Annotated in this window: 16 protein-coding genes, 2 tRNA genes and 1 pseudogene; 13 read left to right on the top strand and 6 right to left on the bottom strand. The window is 42.0% G+C overall.

What is annotated here, in order from left to right; translation table 11 throughout:
* Positions 1-126: 126 nt before the first annotated feature.
* Entirely contained in the window at positions 127-351 is a 225-nt protein-coding gene (locus tag F607_RS0118340) for an ATP-binding protein (protein ID WP_027709259.1), read from the bottom strand.
* A gap of 48 nt (positions 352-399) precedes the next feature.
* Entirely contained in the window at positions 400-1,227 is an 828-nt protein-coding gene (locus F607_RS0118335) for a sensor histidine kinase (RefSeq protein WP_027709258.1), read from the bottom strand.
* Positions 1,228-1,861: 634 nt separating this feature from the next.
* On the opposite strand from F607_RS0118335, the gene F607_RS0118325 reads away from it, so the two are divergent.
* The 7 genes from F607_RS0118325 (at position 1,862) to F607_RS0118295 (ending at position 6,612) form a co-directional block, all read left to right on the top strand.
* Positions 1,862-1,938 (top strand) — tRNA-Met (locus F607_RS0118325).
* Between the two features lie 85 nt (positions 1,939-2,023).
* Positions 2,024-2,100: transfer RNA gene (locus F607_RS0118320), tRNA-Met, on the top strand.
* Positions 2,101-2,579: 479 nt separating this feature from the next.
* Positions 2,580-3,908, top strand: a complete 1,329-nt coding sequence (locus F607_RS0118315; protein WP_027709256.1) for a dicarboxylate/amino acid:cation symporter — start codon at positions 2,580-2,582, stop codon at positions 3,906-3,908.
* Between the two features lie 411 nt (positions 3,909-4,319).
* Positions 4,320-5,069 (top strand): DUF1538 domain-containing protein, encoded by a 750-nt coding sequence (locus tag F607_RS0118310; RefSeq protein ID WP_027709255.1) that lies wholly within the window; start codon positions 4,320-4,322, stop codon positions 5,067-5,069.
* On the top strand, positions 5,057-5,836 hold the full coding sequence (locus tag F607_RS0118305; protein WP_027709254.1) for a DUF1538 domain-containing protein: 780 nt from the start codon (positions 5,057-5,059) through the stop codon (positions 5,834-5,836). The genes F607_RS0118310 and F607_RS0118305 overlap by 13 nt, the downstream gene beginning before the upstream one ends.
* A 15-nt stretch (positions 5,837-5,851) precedes the next feature.
* The gene (locus tag F607_RS0118300) at positions 5,852-6,202 is read left to right on the top strand and encodes a P-II family nitrogen regulator (RefSeq protein ID WP_027709253.1); all 351 of its coding nucleotides are present in this window, start codon (positions 5,852-5,854) and stop codon (positions 6,200-6,202) included.
* Positions 6,199-6,612, top strand: coding sequence for a CBS domain-containing protein (locus tag F607_RS0118295; protein ID WP_027709252.1), 414 nt, complete (start codon positions 6,199-6,201; stop codon positions 6,610-6,612). The genes F607_RS0118300 and F607_RS0118295 overlap by 4 nt, the downstream gene beginning before the upstream one ends.
* 307 nt (positions 6,613-6,919) lie before the next feature.
* Here the strand turns inward: F607_RS0118295 and F607_RS0118290 are convergent, their stop codons facing one another.
* A complete protein-coding gene (locus tag F607_RS0118290; RefSeq protein ID WP_157365523.1) occupies positions 6,920-7,696 on the bottom strand; it encodes an ABC transporter substrate-binding protein in 777 nt (258 codons plus the stop codon).
* Positions 7,697-8,096: 400 nt separating this feature from the next.
* On the opposite strand from F607_RS0118290, the gene aspA reads away from it, so the two are divergent.
* Positions 8,097-9,533 (top strand): aspartate ammonia-lyase, encoded by a 1,437-nt coding sequence (aspA, locus tag F607_RS0118285; RefSeq protein WP_038291784.1) that lies wholly within the window; start codon positions 8,097-8,099, stop codon positions 9,531-9,533.
* Positions 9,534-9,619: 86 nt separating this feature from the next.
* On the opposite strand, the gene F607_RS0118280 is transcribed toward aspA, so the two are convergent.
* On the bottom strand, positions 9,620-10,495 hold the full coding sequence (locus F607_RS0118280; protein WP_027709249.1) for an eIF2B alpha/beta/delta subunit family protein: 876 nt from the start codon (positions 10,493-10,495) through the stop codon (positions 9,620-9,622).
* A gap of 187 nt (positions 10,496-10,682) precedes the next feature.
* Here F607_RS0118280 and F607_RS32995 point away from each other — a divergent pair, with 187 nt between their 5' ends.
* The 4 genes from F607_RS32995 to F607_RS0118260 all read left to right on the top strand — a co-directional run bounded on the left by F607_RS32995 (position 10,683) and on the right by F607_RS0118260 (position 14,890).
* Positions 10,683-12,536 carry a PAS domain-containing sensor histidine kinase gene (locus F607_RS32995; RefSeq protein ID WP_051311615.1) on the top strand — a complete coding sequence of 618 codons (1,854 nt, stop codon included), beginning with the start codon at positions 10,683-10,685 and terminating at the stop codon, positions 12,534-12,536.
* A gap of 16 nt (positions 12,537-12,552) precedes the next feature.
* A complete protein-coding gene (locus tag F607_RS0118270) occupies positions 12,553-13,176 on the top strand; it encodes a response regulator transcription factor (RefSeq protein WP_027709248.1) in 624 nt (207 codons plus the stop codon).
* Between the two features lie 319 nt (positions 13,177-13,495).
* A complete protein-coding gene (locus F607_RS0118265; protein WP_169719818.1) occupies positions 13,496-13,873 on the top strand; it encodes a response regulator in 378 nt (125 codons plus the stop codon).
* Positions 13,874-14,056: 183 nt separating this feature from the next.
* Positions 14,057-14,890: an ion transporter gene (locus tag F607_RS0118260; protein ID WP_027709246.1), complete on the top strand. Its 834-nt coding sequence runs from the start codon at positions 14,057-14,059 to the stop codon at positions 14,888-14,890.
* Positions 14,891-14,974: 84 nt separating this feature from the next.
* Here the strand turns inward: F607_RS0118260 and purU are convergent, their stop codons facing one another.
* On the bottom strand, positions 14,975-15,829 hold the full coding sequence (gene purU / locus F607_RS0118255) for a formyltetrahydrofolate deformylase (protein ID WP_038291783.1): 855 nt from the start codon (positions 15,827-15,829) through the stop codon (positions 14,975-14,977).
* 98 nt (positions 15,830-15,927) lie between these two features.
* Positions 15,928-17,403, bottom strand: coding sequence for an exodeoxyribonuclease I (gene sbcB / locus F607_RS30390; RefSeq protein ID WP_038291785.1), 1,476 nt, complete (start codon positions 17,401-17,403; stop codon positions 15,928-15,930).
* Positions 17,404-17,698: 295 nt separating this feature from the next.
* On the opposite strand from sbcB, the pseudogene F607_RS30385 reads away from it, so the two are divergent.
* Positions 17,699-17,870 (top strand): annotated as a pseudogene (locus F607_RS30385) (IS982 family transposase); the annotation flags it as partial.

Here is a 17,870-nt window from a genome sequence, read left to right as displayed (position 1 = left end):
TTTCAAATCTGCTCATGTGTCTTTCCTTTACTCAGTTATGGGGATAACCAAGTAAACGAATACCATGAGCAGATCATTCAGGCATAGCCTTTCGCTGACGATGACCACGCCCATAGGACGTGGTTTTTATTTATTAATAAATGTACTCCCCTTACCAAGCAGACTTTTTACTGTTATTTCTCCCCCCATTAGTTCTGTTAACTGTTTACAAATAGTAAGCCCTAGACCTGTTCCCCCATAATTTCGCGTTGTCGAGTTATCTGCTTGATTAAACGCTTCAAACAAGCGTTGTTGTTGTTCTTCGCTTATACCAATACCTGTATCTTTGACCTCAAACTGAAGCCAAACCATTTGGTTATTATCCCCCTCGTGCTCTATGCACTTAACAACAACCAGAATTTATCCTTTTTCAGTAAATTTAATGGCATTACTGGTTAAATTAATGAGTATTTGAGAAAGCCTGAGCGGATCTCCTCGTAACCATTTTTCCAAGTGTGTTGCATTATGCACAACCATCTCAATTTTTTTTGTTAAAGAAACATCAGCAAACATACTGCACAGTAAATCTAATCGCTCATTCAGGTCAAAAGGCGTCTGCTCGATTTCTAATTTTCCTGCTTCAACTTTCGAAAAATCAAGAATATCATTTATTAAAAACAGTAATGCATCTGATGCGGTCTTTACTTTCTCCAGGTAATCTCGCTGTTTAGTATTTGCAGCCAATGGCAAAGCCAGCTCCATAAATCCAATAATCGCATTCATTGGTGTACGAATTTCATGACTCATATTAGCAAGAAAATCACTTTTAGCTTGAGTTGCCCGTTGTGCTAATACCGTTTGTTTTCTCAGTACTTTATTTTTTGAGTATACAATTACCATTATTGAGATAAAAATTACTAAAAAAAACAGCATAAACGTTATTACTTCACGCAGCTGATTCCGATAAATTTCTTTTTCATGATAGTTAATGACATCAATGATTAATTTAGAAGACTGATTAGTGACTAATCGATTCAAAAAACGATCAGCTGTTGCCGTATTACCTAAAACGAAATGAGCGTAATTCAAAAATACAGCGATTGGCCGTTGCCAAGCTCTAAACTTTGTTTCCCCAGCAATACTTTTCATTACTGCCACTTTTTGATCAATCCTTGACTGAATGTTAGCCTGATGCCCAAATTTATAAGCGGGCAGCATACTTGCTAACTCAGAAGCATGAAATGACACTTCGTAACTGTCTTTTAAATACTGCTGGTTAATTTTATGAATTTGTAAAGAGGCATGAGTTAACTCATCAATTAGCGAAAGGTAAGCCGAAAAGTCTTCATGTAAGGCTTGTAATGATGATGAAAGGTCCTCAAACTGCTGAACAGATTCCCCTTGAAAAAAAAACTAGTCGGCGCTACTTGTAAATAACGCCTCAGCTCAGAACCAAAATTGTTAAGCAACTGATTATACTGCGTTTTATGACTAAAGCTTGATGATTGAATTATCACAATCTGAGCGGTTAGCTCGGAAATATAGCGCTCCAGCCCTCTGATAGATTCCATTTGTTGAGTGTGCCAAGCAGAGCTTTCATGGCTATAAATGTGAATACCCGTAGCCAGTAAGGCTATAACAGCCATACTTGCATACAGCAGATTCATTCGTCCTTCCATGGAAAATAACCTATTTAGGCATCTCTCTCTTTCAGTTTACTTTATCCGAGAGTATAGAAGTCCCACTGTTCTCTTGCCATTAACCATCATCTTTCAGCCAATATCAGACTCAAATTTGACAGACCTATATATAATTTAAGACAAAGTGAATAAAAAAGGTTGACGACAGTTTTTTTCTACCTATAATACGCAACTCAATTTGGTGCGGGGTGGAGCAGCATGGTAGCTCGTCGGGCTCATAACCCGAAGGTCGTTGGTTCAAATCCAGCCCCCGCTACCAGTACTAACTAACTTTATATTGTAAACTGTAGTTACTATAGCCTTAGTAAAAGCATGTTTAAGTACCTATAAAGTAGTAATTTTGATGCGGGGTGGAGCAGCATGGTAGCTCGTCGGGCTCATAACCCGAAGGTCGTTGGTTCAAATCCAGCCCCCGCTACCAATTCCAAGCAGTCGTTTTCTACTTTACTTAACCTAAAATACCGCTACTCTCACTTATCCAGCTTATCTTAATTAGCCATAATACTAATCTGTTATTTTTTAACGTATTCAGCTACTGATTGCTTTTCTCCTAATAAAACTTTTCTTAATCAATACGTTAAATCTAAGTTTGCACTTGACTTTCTACCCTCAACTCCCTTGAATCATGTTTTTTTGATGTGTATCAGCCAGCACTTTGGCCATTAACCCTTACTATTGCGCTGGTTAATAACTCACCAAATTTTTTATTTTGTGCTTGTTCATTAGCGAATTATTTTTAGGGGGCTGTCTCACACAACGTGCTTTATACCTATTTCTTTGTCACTTAATTACAGGAAATACTTATAGCGAATGTGTCGCACACCGACTGCCCACCTAAAAATTCTTCACATGAAATACCAAAAGCACAGATACATTGAGAGCAAACAACTGGAGTAGCCTATGTCGGCAACATTACACACCCTGCTTACTCCCTGGCGTATCTGGCGCAGACTTGCCCTTTGGCAACAAATAGTGGCAGGTATGGCATTAGGGATTGTCGTTGGCATTGTACTAGGTCCTTCTGCCACAGTGCTGAAGCCTATTGGTACCTTGTTTGTTAACGCAATAAAAATGCTCATTGTACCTTTGGTATTTTGCTCATTAATCGTTGGCGTTACTTCAATCAAAGACTCCCAAAAAATGGGTCGCATTGGCATTAAAGCGATTGCGTTTTATCTGATTAGTACAGCTATTGCTATTTCATTAGGTTTATTGATTGGCACCTTGTTCGAGCCTGGTGCAGGTATGGATCTTGTCGCAAAAGAACAGGCAGCGACCAAAGAAGCCCCCTCTTTTATTAACACCCTGGTCAGCATTGTACCTCAAAACCCCTTAGCAGCGCTGGCCTCTGGCAAAATTCTACAAATTATCGTTTTTGCAGCCGCCTTAGGTGTAGCATTAAACCTCATTGGCGAAAAAAGCAAGCCTGCTGTTGCCGTATTTACTAGCTTGGCCGAAGCAATGTACAAGCTTACAAGCTTAGTCATGACACTGGCGCCTTATGGTGTATTTGCATTGATGGCATCAATTGCAGGTAGTTATGGATTAGCTGTGCTGGAAAAGCTGATGATTGTTATCGTAGCTGTCTACATTGGCTGTGCTTTACATATTTATGGCTGTTATGGTCTCTTTATTAGTCTTATAGGCCGCTTAAACCCAGCGATCTTTTTCAAGAAAATCATTGATGCGCAGTCCATTGCCTTTACCAGCTCCAGCAGCTCAGGCACACTGCCCGTTAGCTTACGCTGTAGTGAAGAAAAGCTAGGTGTTCCCAAATCTATCTCCAGCTTTGTATTACCGTTAGGTGCCACCATTAACATGGACGGTACAGCACTTTACCAGGGTGTCACCGCACTATTTGTTGCTCAAGCATTTGGTATTGATCTCAGCCTTGCTGACTACTTAACCATTATCACGACAGCCACCCTAGCCTCCATAGGTACAGCCGGCGTTCCAGGCGCAGGTTTAATTATGCTCACCTTGGTGCTAACGACTGTAGGTTTACCCGTAGAAGGTGTTGCTCTCATTGCCGGTATTGATCGTATCTTGGATATGGCCAGAACCATGGTCAATGTCAGTGGTGACTTAATGGTTACTACATTGATTAGCAAAAGCGAGCAAGAGCTGAACCTCGAAATCTACTCAGATGGAAGTGCTACTGCTGCCACTTCAGATACAAATAGTACTCAACCTAAAGCCGATTCCATCAATACTGAAAACACCCTGTAGTCGATTTATAATACGACTAGGGCCTGTTAACACTATTTTAATCACCACTGCCCGAAGGGTTATGACGGTAAAAGCACTACTCGTTGTTGCTCATTGTTCATTTAGAACCACTAAACTTCACCCTTCGCGCCGAGATGAGTGCTTTTACCGTCATAACAGTGATATTCAAATAGAGTTAACAGGCCCTAGATTGGTTGAACGTGTTTGCTTTCAACCAATCGGCTAAACACCCCACCAAAACATTTTTATCAAAAAACAAAAACGTCCTTCAAAAAACGGAATTGCTCTACTTATTTATTTGAAAACTAAAAAGCCAACATCATCATTTTGCTACAGTCATATGATGGCAGGTATAATTTTGTTAGGATATATCGCAATAACTACGACATATTAAGCATATCAGGACAATTTATGCTGTATACGGGACTCGTTGCACTTTTCAAATCTACCCTTAGCAGCTTACGCGACCTCGCCCCTATTCTTATCGTTGTCACTTTTTTTCAAGTCATTGTACTGCAGCAACCTATTCCTCACTTTTGGCAGCTATTGGGCGGCTTATTTTGTGTACTGTTAGGCCTCACACTCTTTATTCACGGACTAGAAACAGGCTTGTTTCCCATTGGTGAAACCATGGCCAAAGCACTTGCGTATAAAGGCAGCTTAACATTGCTGTTTTCATTCGCCTTCGCGTTGGGCTTTGGCACTACTATTGCCGAACCTGCGCTGATCTCCGTTTGTGAAGAAGCAGCTGAAGTTGCTGCGGAAGGAGGTGTCATAGCAATGACTCAGCAAGCTCAAGAAAATTATGCCTATGGACTACGCTTTACTGTCGCGCTATCTGTTGGCCTGGCCATTATGGTTGGCGTACTGAGAATATTACGAAACTGGCCTTTACATTATTTAATTATTGCAGGCTACGCTTTAGTTACCTTGATAACATTAATAGCTCCGAAAGAAATTATTGGTATTGCTTATGACTCAGGTGGCGTGACAACCTCAACAATTACTGTACCACTGGTAACTGCTCTAGGCGTTGGCTTAGCGTCTGCAATAAAAGGCCGAAATCCACTCATTGATGGCTTTGGACTTATCGCATTTGCATCCCTTTTTCCTATTATTTTTGTCATGATCTTTGGTATGGTAGTGCAATGGCTTGGTTAACAGAGTTTTTTCTTACCTTTTTTGCAACGATCCGAGATGTACTCCCAATCGCAGCAATTTTGTTCGGGCTACACTATTTTGTTATACGACGTCCAATCCCTAACTTACGCCGGGTATTAATTGGCTTTATTTACGTTATTATTGGTCTAACACTTTTTCTGATTGGCTTAGAGCAAGCCCTGTTTCCATTAGGCGAGCTCATGGCCAAACAGTTAACTGCGATTGATTTTCTTGCACCGGACATGGGCAGTAACACTACCTTGTCATGGACTGACTATTATTGGGTCTACCTTTTTGCCATTGCTATTGGTTTTAGTACCACCATTGCTGAACCCTCCTTGATGGCTGTTGCCATAAAAGCCAGCGAAGTTTCAGGAGGAGGAATTAACGCCTGGAGCCTACGCATCGCAGTGGCAATTGGCGTAGCACTGGGTATTGGCTTAGGCACATATCGTATTGTGACGGGATTGCCTATCCACTATTTTATTATCGCTGGGTATATCATTGTCATAATACAAACCTACTTTGCCCCTAAACTCATCATTCCTTTAGCCTATGATTCAGGTGGAGTTACCACTTCCACCGTGACCGTCCCCTTGGTTACGGCTCTAGGCTTAGGCCTGGCAGAAACCGTTCCAGGCCGAAGTCCACTGATGGATGGATTTGGCCTTATTGCATTTGCCAGTTTATTTCCCATGATGACAGTAATGGCTTACGCTCAACTTGTAGACTATTGGATTAAACGTAAATCTGAAAAAACAGAGTAAGCACGGAGCTGAATAATGCACTTTAAATTAATTGTTGCATTTGTCGATGACTCAAAGACAAATGCGGTTATGGAAGCAGCCCGAGGTGCAGGAGCCACAGGCTCAACACTGATTAACAATGCTCGTGGTGAAGGACTGTCAGGCGCTAAAACCTTTCTAGGGTTATCTCTTGAAACACAGCGGGATGTTCTATTGTTTCTGGTTGAAGAACATTTGAGCCGCAAAATTCTTGAACAAATTGCTATTGCTGGAGAGTTTGACACCTCACCAGGCACAGGTATCGCAATTCAGTTAGATGTTGAAGATGCTGTAGGTGTCACCCACCAAATTGATGAACTGACTAATAAAGTAGAGCAAGCATTATGAGCAAGCCCAAACTCATTCGTGTTCGAGATATCATGAAAGACAATTTTCTCAAAATTAATGGGCTAAAAACGGTTCAAGAGGCAATTGATAGTTTACGACAGGCAGATGCACATACTCTAATCGTAGAAAAGCGGCATGAGAATGATGAGTACGGAATTGTTGTGTTAGCAGATATCGCTAAAAATGTACTCGCTAAGGATCGAGCACCTGAGCGCGTCAATGTTTACGAAATAATGTCTAAACCCGTACTTTGCGTAGATCCCGATATGGATATTCGCTATTGCTCAAGACTCTTTGATCGCTTTGGCCTGTCCACAGCACCTGTTATCCAAAAAGGACAGGTTATTGGCATCATTACATACCAGGAAATTGTACTTCATGGACTGTGCCCAACATCTTCTCAACATTGATCAATATGCCTGTTGATCTTGAAAGCACGACCTACGATAAAAAATTTATTTGGCTAAACGACTGTGCTAGGCCACTGTGCTAAGCGACTGAGAGTAGGAATATCCAACACACTAACATGCTTAACAGTGAAGAAATCAATACCCAATGTTTACCTAGCCAGATATCCATTTGTTGAAGATTAATGCGCATCATAGCCTCCTACGCCATTGATACAAATGAGAATCATTCTCATTATACATCAATCTTCAATCTCTTCTAGTAAAAAGGCTGCTATCAACAGCAGCCTTTGTGAACTAACATAAGTAATTAGTCACCATAAATATCAAAATCAAAATATTTTTTCTGTACGGTATCGTAGACGCCCTCTTTTCGAATCTTAGCTATAGCAGCATTAAGTTTATCTTTTAAGTCTTTGTCCCTTTTACGAACCGCAATCCCCATACCTTCACCAAACCATTTTTTATCGGTAATTTTCGGGCCTACAAACTCAAACTTATCGCCTCCGGCTTTATTCAGAAAACCATCTTGTAAGGGAATTGAATCACCTAAAACTAAATCTAATCGCCCTGCTTTCATATCCAGATAGACTTCATCTTGTGTGCTATATCGTTTGATATTGACCACCCCCTGATACTTATCAGAAATATAGCTATCAAAAGTACTGGAACGAAGTACGCCAATTGTCTTACCTTTTAAGCTGGCTTCGTTGATTTCAATATTACTACCTTTTTTCCGCACAAAACGAGCCGGTGTGTGGTAGTACTTATTAGTAAAATCCACTTTACGCTTACGCTCTTCAGTAATCGACATAGAGGCAATAATGGCATCGTATTTTCTAGCCATCAGCGCAGGAATCATACCGTCCCAGTCCTGAGGCACTAATACACATTTTGCTTGCATTGCTGCGCATAGGGCATTTGCAATATCTATATCAAAGCCTATGATAGAACCATCAGGTGCTGTTTCACTAAAAGGGGGGAATGCCCCTTCTACACCAAAGCGAACCGTTTTCCACTCTTTGGCTACAACTGCTGTTGATGCTACAGCTGAAACCACAAAGGCCAACGCGAGACGTTTTATCATTTTTTACTCCCTTACTTCACCTAATTAAAAACACGCCAAGTAACTTTAAAAAGCTTAAAAAGTCACCACATATAACACGCCATGAGCAGCCTTTTATTATTTAGTACTTTGTACTTTTTTCTGGTGGCTAGATACGTCAGTCAACATGTCATGGTTACACTTTATAAAGCTTCTGCCTTTTATAAATTTTTAAAATACAGTGATCTATAATCACTTAACAGCTTACCCTAGCATTCTTATAATATTTTGCAATATACATTCTCACAAAGCGCTGGCATCATTCTGGTTATCCGTTATTGCCCTTATTGTTTTCTGTATTATCCACACGCAAACTATTACCACTTTCACGCTCAACCAATAACCTAAGTACTAACCTGAGCGCAGTGAACAAGGGGTAACCATGCTGAATAAATCGCCAAACAGCAGTAATGTGCAGTTCCGTAAAGAAAAAGATTTACTGGGTGAAAAAGACGTTCCAGTCAATGCCTACTATGGCATCCAAACTCAGCGGGCAATTGAAAACTTCCAAATTACAGGTGTATCGATCAATCTTTTTCCTACACTTGTAACCGCATTAGCAATGGTTAAAAAAGCGGCTGCAAAAACCAATGTCGAATTAAAACAACTCTCTCAACAAAAGACAGATGCCATTTGCCAAGCCTGTGATGAGATTATTGCAGGGCATTTACATGAACATTTTCTTGTTGATGTTATTCAAGGTGGCGCAGGCACCTCGACCAACATGAATGCCAATGAGGTCATCGCTAATCGTGCCTTGGAAGTATTGGGTCATCAAAAAGGTGAGTACCAGCACCTGCATCCCAACAATGATGTCAATATGAGTCAATCCACCAACGATGTCTATCCAACAGCTGTACGTATGGCCATCATTCTAAAGCACAGTGAACTAGTGATTGCAGCCCAACAGTTACAACGATGCCTAAAAGAAAAAGCAACTGAATTTGCTGATGTCATAAAAATGGGGCGGACCCAGCTACAAGACGCAGTTCCAATGACACTGGGGTTGGAGTTCAATGCTTATGCGACAACTATTGGTGAAGATGTTGAGCGTATTAAATGGTTAGCCGACCTATTCAAAGAAGTTAATTTAGGTGGTACCGCCATTGGTACAGGTATTAACGCCGATCAGTCCTACGGGCGAATCGCTATCGAGCATCTGTCACGCATTGCCTGTATCGATTTATGCCAGGCTTCTGACTTGGTAGAAGCAACCTCTGACATGGGCGCGTTTGTTTTATTTTCCAGTATGTTAAAACGCTTTGCGATTAAATTATCAAAAATATGCAACGATTTACGCCTATTAAGTAGTGGGCCGACTGCAGGACTGAATGAGATCAACCTGCCACAAATGCAACCTGGCTCCTCAATCATGCCCGGCAAAGTAAATCCTGTCATTCCTGAAGCCGTTAACCAAGTTGCCTACAACGTGATTGGTAATGACCTTTGTGTCAGCATGGCTGCTGAAGCTGGCCAGCTTCAGCTCAACGTCATGGAGCCTGTCATTGCTTATAAAATGCTTGAGTCAATACAAGAGCTAACCAACGCAACAATAATGCTCAGTGAAAAGTGTATTAAAGGTATCACAGCCAATAAAGAGCGTTGCAGAGACTACGTCGACAACAGTATTGGTATTGTTACAGCATTAAACCCCTATATTGGTTATGAAAATGCCAGCCGTATCGCCAAGCAAGCTCTGGCAACAGGAAGGCGTGTTGTTGATTTAGTAAAAGAAGAAGGGTTAATCGCTGAGGAACAGCTAGCAGAAGTGTTAAAACCGGAAAATATGCTATCCCCTCATAATTTACAGAAAAGCTAGTTCTCACTTAAAGACGAAATGCTAGCCAAAAACAATACAGAAAGGGGTAATAATATCTCTTTCTGTCACAGGCTAGGCTAAAGCGACTAATGATCTGATAAGTTCAAGTCTTTTTCTGTCACAATATCTGTAATTAACTCAGCAGGCACCACCTCAAAATACTGATTCAGCACATCAACACCGGGTAGCAGAGGCAACTCCAATTCTTCTGGTGCATGTTGCTCTAATGTCAACGCTTCAGCTGTAAGCACCTGCTGTTTAAAGCTTTCACAGACCACATATACTGGTCGTTGATGTGCTTTAGCCGCCAGTGCTAATAAATAACTTCCACTTTTATTCACTACACTGCCATCAGCAAGAATACAGTCAGCACCTAAAACAACAGCATTAACCTTTGGCATAACAATCCCTACTTGAGCTTCAGTAATATAGGTACATGCTATCCCTAGTGCTGACGCATAAGCAGCCAATCGTCTCCCTTCGTTACCAGGTCTCGATTCAGTACAAATAATACGGTAGTTATCTGTTGATAACTGCGCTAATAACTGCTTAATAGTTGAGCTATAACTATGAGTTAGCAAGGTCCCCGAGCGAGGCAGTACGGTTTGTAACAGCTCCACCGCTTCTTGAACTGCGTTATGAGAGTAGTCCACCAACTCCAGAGCGACAGCAGAAGCCTGACGTAAGTCTGTTAGAGAAGTTATTCGCTCCTGCCAGCAACCAATTAAACCTGATATTGCACCCATGCAGGGACGAACAGACTTAAGCTGGCTTGCCAGGTTAGCAACCATCTGCTGAGCAAGCTGCTTATCAGGTAAACGGTCAGCAAGACAGCAAAAATCAGCTAAAGCCATTAGGGTTTGACGCGCTATTTGGCTTGCACCATCAGTCAGGTTTGAGCTGATTTCCTGGCAAATCTGTTCAGCAAGGCGCTGCAAATCATTTTCAGTTGATACGTTCATCGCTCAATTCCTATCCAGCCATACTGACCCTATAAGTAATTATCGTAAGCCTGACGGTAATTGCTCGTATTTAGTGCTTAGTGGTACACCTCCTAGAATAATCATTACTGGACACACACATTCGTCGCAGTCTCAATGCTAATAAAATGAGGGTCTGCTAACAGTCCCTGGCAAGGAAAAGGTATGAATGGATAAGCCCGCTTCTCTCGCTTCACAGAATTCCAATAACTGCAGCCCCCATACCTCTGCAGCATCAGGTCAATTTTTTTCTTCCACAACTGACCATCAGTCTCACCCACTTTTCCGTAAACTCTTCAGCGTCATTGCTATCATGTGCTGTATTGTTGTCGTGATGGAAGTTGTCACTATTACCACACTCCATGGCATTGTCATTGATGAGCAAAAACAACACCTACAAAATATGCTTAAATCTCAAGCAATGTTGCTTGAGCGGTTAACGGCTTCATCCTCTGAGCCGCCACAGCCATCACAAACAAGTGACGAAACCACCTCCCCCCACTCAGATAAAACGATCCTTGCGATTCAACAAACATTCAACCAGTTGCGTGAAGGCGAGCAAATATTTCTGCTTGAGCAAACAGATGAGCAGGAATTACGCTATTTTAGTGGTGAAACACTCTCACCAGCACTGAAAACAGGTTTACAGCGCCTGATTCATAACCGACTACAAACGACTCAAATTTCAGACAACAATAAACAGTACATTATTAGCTACCTGCCACTGCAGCAGCACAATTTAAGCTTAGTTGGGCTGATTGACTTGAGTGACCTGACAACTTCTTTTTTACAGGCAAGCCTATTATTAGGTGTCGTCACTGTGGTGCTACTGGTCCTTGGTGTGCGCCTGTATCAGCGCCGCATTAACGCCATCATGCAAACACTGCATAATAATGAACAGAAATTCCGTATTTTATTCCACTCTTCCAGTCAGGGAGTTATCGTCTGTGATAAACACCATACGATCCTTGAGTGTAATGAGTCCTCTAGCCACATTTTTCGTGCAGAACGGGATGAGCTTATTGGAAAGTCACTGTTAAGCTTCAGTGCCCCACAGCAACCTACTGGCGAACCCTCCTCAACAGCATTAAAACGCTACTGTGATGCAGCTGCATCTGATGACGCTCAACAATTTGTATGGCGTGCAGCACGTGGGGACAGTCAGCTTATCCTCGATGCTTACTGGAAAGCACTGTCATTAAATGCTGAACAGGAATCTGTTTTTATTGCGACAATCCGTGACATTACTGATGAGTTTTTAATCCAGCAACAGCTGGAAGAAAAAGACCATCAGCTCCAGTTGCAACGAGAAAAGTTGATGGAGGCGACTCGCTTAAGCACCATGGGAGAAATGGCCGCAGGCATCGCCCATGAAATTAATCAACCACTGGCCGCAATTAGTAGCTACGCTCAAGCCTGTCAACGATTACTCCACCAAAATGCTCACCAGCCTCCTAGCCCACAAGTTGTAGAGTGTCTTACTAAAATCACCTCACAAACCGAACGCGCAAGCCAAGTCATTAGTCATTTACGCGGTTTTATTGGTAAAGCAGCCACCAATACACACATCGTTAGCTGTAATCAACTCGTTACTGAAGCTATTAGCCTTGCGCAACTTGATTGTGGACACCGAAAAATTCCCCTACACTTGCAGTTAAGTAAAACTAGCCCACAACTTAAGGTTGACCCTATACTGTTACAACAAGCATTACTGAATTTAATACATAATGCAGTTGAGGCTATGGCCGACTCAAAAGATATCTCTTCAGGTATAACCATCAGTACTCACCAACTGTCGCCTGACTGGGTAGAGATTGCAGTACAAGACACAGGCCGTGGTTTACCTAAAGGTGGCGAAGATTACTTATTTAATCCATTTTTTTCGACGAAAAGCAATGGATTAGGAATTGGCCTCACAATTAGCCACTCGATTATTTCCTCACACGGTGGCAAACTTAGCTATAAAGCTAACCCCAGTGTCGGGGCAACATTTTTTATTACTTTGCCAACGTTTGTGCATTAATTCGATCGGAGAGAATATGCAAGAGCAGGAACCCACTGTTTTTATTATTGATGATGATGAGGCCGTTAGAGACTCATTAAAACTGTTAATGCAATCAGTGGGGCAACGTGTTGAAGTGTTTGCATCCCCTGCTGAGTTTCTAGCATCCTATGACGAAAATCGTCCAGGCTGTATCGTGCTTGATATTCGGATGCCAGGCATGAGTGGTTTAGAACTACAAAGCAAGTTAAACGAAATGCACTGTATTCTACCCATCATTTTCATTACTGGACATGGTGATGTACAAATGGCTGTGCAAGCCATTAAAGATGGTGCAATGAACTTTATCCAAAAGCCTTTTCGTGACCAGGAGCTACTGGACCTTATTAATGATGGTCTTAAGCTGGACAGTGAACAGCGGAAAGAGTTACTGGAACACAAAGAAATATTAAAACGACTTGCCACACTGACCGAACGCGAGCGTGAAGTGCTTAAGCATGTTGTTGAAGGAAAAGCCAATAAAGTCATCGCTGCCGATATCAACTTGAGTCAGCGCACCGTCGAAATCCATCGCTCACGCGTTATGGAAAAAATGGGTACTAAATCCCTTGCACACCTAGTGCGCCAAGTGATGCAAGTGAAAGATCAGGTTGAACTTTAACGACAATGGTTTGCGTCCCTCCTTTGTAAGTAACACACTAAAGGGTACTTAGGCTAATCTTGGTACCCTTCCACATATTACCTGTTAGGTACATCCCGAATATGAGCCAGTAAAATTACAGATTTTGTACTTAAGGCTCACCCCATAGACTTAGCAGCATGATGGGTTATATTACATTATCCCATTGAGGTGAACTTTAAAGGTGCTCGCACCCCACACTATGGCTACTCAAGACATTGTATTCAATCCTTAGCCAATTCACCCGATAACGACCAAAATATTTTTTTAGGCCTGATACTGAAGCTTTATGAATGTGGCTATGTCATACAACAAATCTGTGTTTATTATCAATAATGACAGACACACATTAAATACCATCTCTGAAGTCTGTCAGCGTCTTAATATAGAAGCTAAGACGCTAAGCTCTGGAGCACAGTTACTGGCAGAACTTAATCACGAAGCTCCATTATGTATTTTTAGTGCTCCCATTTTAGCCGATATGGACAGCTCAGCTTTACTGCAACATATTCAGCAGTTAAACGATGAACTACCTGTGTTAATGGTTGGTCAATCTGGTGATGTCCACTGTGCGGTAAATGCTATCAAGCAAGGGGCACTGGATTTCTTTACTAAGCCCGTTAACAGTCGCCGTATTCAGATTATTTTACAAGCACTCCTTGCCAAAGATCACGAGTAGTAATAATCAATTACCGGTTAAGCACTAATAACTTAACCCTTTCCACTGAGTCCCGCTTCGACTCAACAAACGTCAGTTAAAACTTCACATCAGTTAATGGTAATGCTGTCATTAGATAGCATTTTCTAAGCGTATACTATATATAATTGCTACCCAATACAGTCTCACTACAATGGGTTTTCTATGACAAAACTCCGTGATAAACACCATGAGTTCCGTATAAAAACTTATGAAGTAATCTTTGGTACTGATACTCCCGCTGGTAGGTACTTTGATATCGCCCTGATTTATGCCATCCTGCTCAGTGTTGCCGCTGTCATCTTAGACTCAGTTGAAGCGATCTCAAAAGAATATAAGATCACTTTTCAAACCATTGAATGGTTTTTTACCTCATTATTCACTATCGAGTACATCATAAGACTTTATTGCTGCCCTAAACCTTGGCGTTATGCACGAAGTTTCTATGGACTAGTTGACTTGCTCTCTGTATTACCTAGTTATTTCGCTTTATTTATTACCCAAGCCAACTTTTTAATTATTATTCGATTATTTCGGGTACTGCGGATTTTTCGGATATTAAAACTAATGCGCTATTTAGGGGAAGCTAACATATTAATGCGCTCAATTTTACTTTCCCGCCGCAAAATTTTTGTGTTTTTAATTTCTGTTATGGTTTTAGTTACTATTTTTGGGTCTCTGATGTACTTGATTGAAGGTCCCCAAAATGGTTTTACCAGTATTCCAAAAAGTATTTATTGGTCTATCGTTACCATTACCACCGTAGGTTATGGCGACATCACCCCCCAAACCATCTTAGGCCAAGCGTTATCATCACTGATTATGATTACAGGCTACGCAATTATTGCTGTACCCACAGGTATTATCACAGCAGAGTTAGCCGTTGAACTTAGACGAGAAAAGGTCATTCATGGTTGTCATAACTGTGGACGGGCAGGACATGATCGAGATGCACAACACTGTAAATTCTGTGGTGCAAAACTGGCCACACACCGGTAGCACACTTAAAGCAAGGCCTCATAAAAGGTAATATGAGGCTAGGCAGAGTAAGCACCCTCATAGGGTATAGATACAGTCTTTTAATCAGGTAAATACGACTGTTTTATTATTATGCACTAGAACCCTGTCTTCAAGATGATAGCGAAGTCCTCTTGCTAACGCATTTTTTTCACAGTCTTTACCCAGTCGAATCATATCCTCAATACTATCGCGATGACTCACACGAATAATATCCTGCTCAATAATTGGACCTGCATCAAGCTCTTCAGTGACATAGTGACATGTTGCACCAATTAGTTTTACGCCACGCTCATAGGCTTGATGGTATGGCTTGGCACCTACAAATGAAGGTAGGAAACTGTGGTGAATATTAATAATCCGCCCTGCATATTCCTCACACAGCGACGGTGGCAGTATTTGCATATAACGCGCTAATACAATCGTATCCGCATCATGCTCACGAATCAGTTGTGCCACGCGATTAAATGACTTGGCTTTATTTTCTTTATCAACGGGTACATAAAAATACGGGATACCATGCCACTCAACAATCCCTCGTAACGCTTCATGGTTAGCAATAACACAGGGAATATCACAGTGTAATTCACCGGAATGCCAACGATGCAAAAGATCCACTAAGCAATGTGACTGATGACTTGCCATCAAAACCACTCGCTTACGCTCAGCAGAGTCAGTGATCATCCACTCCATGCCAAACTCTTTCGCAATAGGAGCAAACGCTGTACGCAGACCATCTAAATCAAAAGGCAAAGAGTCAGCGCAGATTTCATGACGCATAAAAAACCAGCCCGTTACCGGGTCAGAGTGATGGTTTGCCTCCGTGATAGACCCATTATAAGTCGCGAGAAAGCTGCTTACTTTCGCAACAATACCTACCCTGTCAGGGCAGGCTACAACTAACCGATAAGTGCGTGACATAATGTCCTCAAACAAATCAAACTTCTGCTTTCAAGCCAGACCTCACTGGCAAGCAGCGCATTATAGGCGTTTGCTCAAGTCACTCGCAATGGCAATAATTACGGACTTTCCACAACATTAGCACCCTGCAGTTCAGTTTCTAGCTGTCGCCCATAAGCTGCTAACTGGTCTAAAATATGTAAGCGATCTGGTTCAGACTCTTCCTGCTTTAAGCTTTCAATCCGTTGATACAGTTCTGCCAATGTCAAAGTGCCCTCTTCCCCGCCCAGTAAACGATGACGACGATATGCCAGCCACTCTGCACTATCTTCCTCGGTCAGCAGCTCTGGATAATTACGAGCACGGTACCTAAACAGCAGGTCATCCAGTCGCCAGTCCTTAAAGTTTAGCGTTAAGTGAGCAAGATGCTCAGGTTTCTCTTCCCTGACCAACTGCATTTTTTCACGATCCTCCTGAGGCAAAAAACCACCACTATAAAGCATAAGCTCAGGGTCTTGAGTGTCACTTTTAGGAGGATCAGCAAACACCTGCTGTACTTTGGCTATTAATTGCTCAGTGGGGTAATGAGGATTACCTATGAGCAGGTCATAGTGCTGTCTTAATAGCCCCATATCTATTTCTAAGCGTTGAATATCCTCTTCTCGTAGTGTTTTTAAGGGGGCAATCATCGGTGATTTATTGGCATGTACCACTTTCAGGGGAATTTTTACCAGATTTTCACCTTGCTCAGCTTGCGCAGTAAAAAGTCGGGCTTTTATTGCCTCAACATCCATCTCCAGCAGCGGCGTAGGGTCTACTGACAAGTCATACACAATCACACCATTGCTATTCAACGGGTGCACAGCAATAGGCACAACAATCGCTAAACAGCTTCGTGCCGCCGAAAACATCCCTGAAACATGAATAAAAGGCTTATGCTGAACCTGATTTATTTGCTGAAACACAAACCGTTTTTGGCGGAGAGAAAACGCATAGTCATACAAGCGTGGTTGATAGGACTTTATAAGCTTCGCTAAGGCAATGGTTGCGCGAACATCGGACAAAGCATCATGTGCGTTTTCATGACAGATATTATTAGCCACCGATAAATGCTCTAAGCGAAAGCTCGGAGTGCCATCAGAAGCTGGCCAGTTGATGCCTTCCGGGCGTAAGGCATAGGTTAAACGCACCACGTCCAGCAAATCCCAGCGTGAGTTGCCATTTTGCCATTCTCTTGCATAAGGATCATAGAAGTTACGATATAATAGAAACCGCGTAACCTCATCATCAAAACGGATAGAGTTATACCCTAGGTTACAGGTATGAGGTCGAGCAAGTTGTTGATGAATTAACTGGGCAAACGTTGCCTCATTAACCCCTTCAGCATGCGCAATCTGTGGTGTAATCCCCGTCACCAAACACGCTTCAGGATGGGGCAATGTATCTCCTGCTGGTTGGCAGTACACTACAAAGGGTGAGTCAATTTCATTCAGCTCAGTATCAGTACGAATACCTGCAAACTGCACAGGCCTATCTCGAGCTGGATCTGCACCAAATGTCTCATAATCATGAAAAAAAAGAGTTGTTTTAGGCATAACAGGCATCTATTCCATTGTCGCTCTCGCAATAATAACACCTGAGCTTATTAGCAGCCATCGCAACCAAAACAGGCTATACACTGCAAACACCCATCACAGTCACCCATCTCTGATCATGTTCAACAAAAAAAGCCCTACTTATGCAGCAGGGCTTTTTTTAACGCTTACTTTTTACTGATGGATGTTATCCATAATACCTAAGTATAACGCGATGCTCGACTTTTATTAGTTTGAAATGACAACCCCTGACCCCAACCTTTGTTTTGCCGAAACAAATTCAAAGGGACAGGGGATGTCAGTAGAAGAGTTTATCATAGCAGTTTATTGCTGGGTTGATGATACCTTTAATGATTTACTTAAAGGCCAGCGATTACGTGAACGAGGGACTATGCCTTCCCTTTCTGATCCTGAAGTGATTGCAATGGAGCTCATCGGCGAGTTTTTTGGGCTAGATGAAGATACAC

The organism is Zooshikella ganghwensis DSM 15267 (assembly GCF_000428585.1).
Lineage (GTDB): Bacteria > Pseudomonadota > Gammaproteobacteria > Pseudomonadales > Zooshikellaceae > Zooshikella > Zooshikella ganghwensis.
This window is presented reverse-complemented; position numbering and strand designations above follow the sequence as displayed.

Bases quoted from the DNA above. Each gene is read 5' to 3' on its own strand.
- F607_RS0118295 (WP_027709252.1), top strand. From the start codon at position 6,199: ATGAGCAAGCCCAAACTCATTCGTGTTCGAGATATCATGAAAGACAAT.
- F607_RS0118310 (WP_027709255.1), top strand. From the start codon at position 4,320: ATGCTGTATACGGGACTCGTTGCACTTTTCAAATCTACCCTTAGCAGC.
- F607_RS0118340 (WP_027709259.1), bottom strand. From the start codon at position 351: ATGGTTTGGCTTCAGTTTGAGGTCAAAGATACAGGTATTGGTATAAGC.
- F607_RS0118315 (WP_027709256.1), top strand. From the start codon at position 2,580: ATGTCGGCAACATTACACACCCTGCTTACTCCCTGGCGTATCTGGCGC.
- F607_RS0118300 (WP_027709253.1), top strand. From the start codon at position 5,852: ATGCACTTTAAATTAATTGTTGCATTTGTCGATGACTCAAAGACAAAT.
- aspA (WP_038291784.1), top strand. From the start codon at position 8,097: ATGCTGAATAAATCGCCAAACAGCAGTAATGTGCAGTTCCGTAAAGAA.
- F607_RS0118305 (WP_027709254.1), top strand. From the start codon at position 5,057: ATGGCTTGGTTAACAGAGTTTTTTCTTACCTTTTTTGCAACGATCCGA.
- F607_RS32995 (WP_051311615.1), top strand. From the start codon at position 10,683: ATGGATAAGCCCGCTTCTCTCGCTTCACAGAATTCCAATAACTGCAGC.
- F607_RS0118290 (WP_157365523.1), bottom strand. From the start codon at position 7,696: ATGATAAAACGTCTCGCGTTGGCCTTTGTGGTTTCAGCTGTAGCATCA.
- F607_RS0118280 (WP_027709249.1), bottom strand. From the start codon at position 10,495: ATGAACGTATCAACTGAAAATGATTTGCAGCGCCTTGCTGAACAGATT.
- F607_RS0118265 (WP_169719818.1), top strand. From the start codon at position 13,496: ATGTCATACAACAAATCTGTGTTTATTATCAATAATGACAGACACACA.
- F607_RS0118270 (WP_027709248.1), top strand. From the start codon at position 12,553: ATGCAAGAGCAGGAACCCACTGTTTTTATTATTGATGATGATGAGGCC.
- F607_RS0118260 (WP_027709246.1), top strand. From the start codon at position 14,057: ATGACAAAACTCCGTGATAAACACCATGAGTTCCGTATAAAAACTTAT.
- purU (WP_038291783.1), bottom strand. From the start codon at position 15,829: ATGTCACGCACTTATCGGTTAGTTGTAGCCTGCCCTGACAGGGTAGGT.
- sbcB (WP_038291785.1), bottom strand. From the start codon at position 17,403: ATGCCTAAAACAACTCTTTTTTTTCATGATTATGAGACATTTGGTGCA.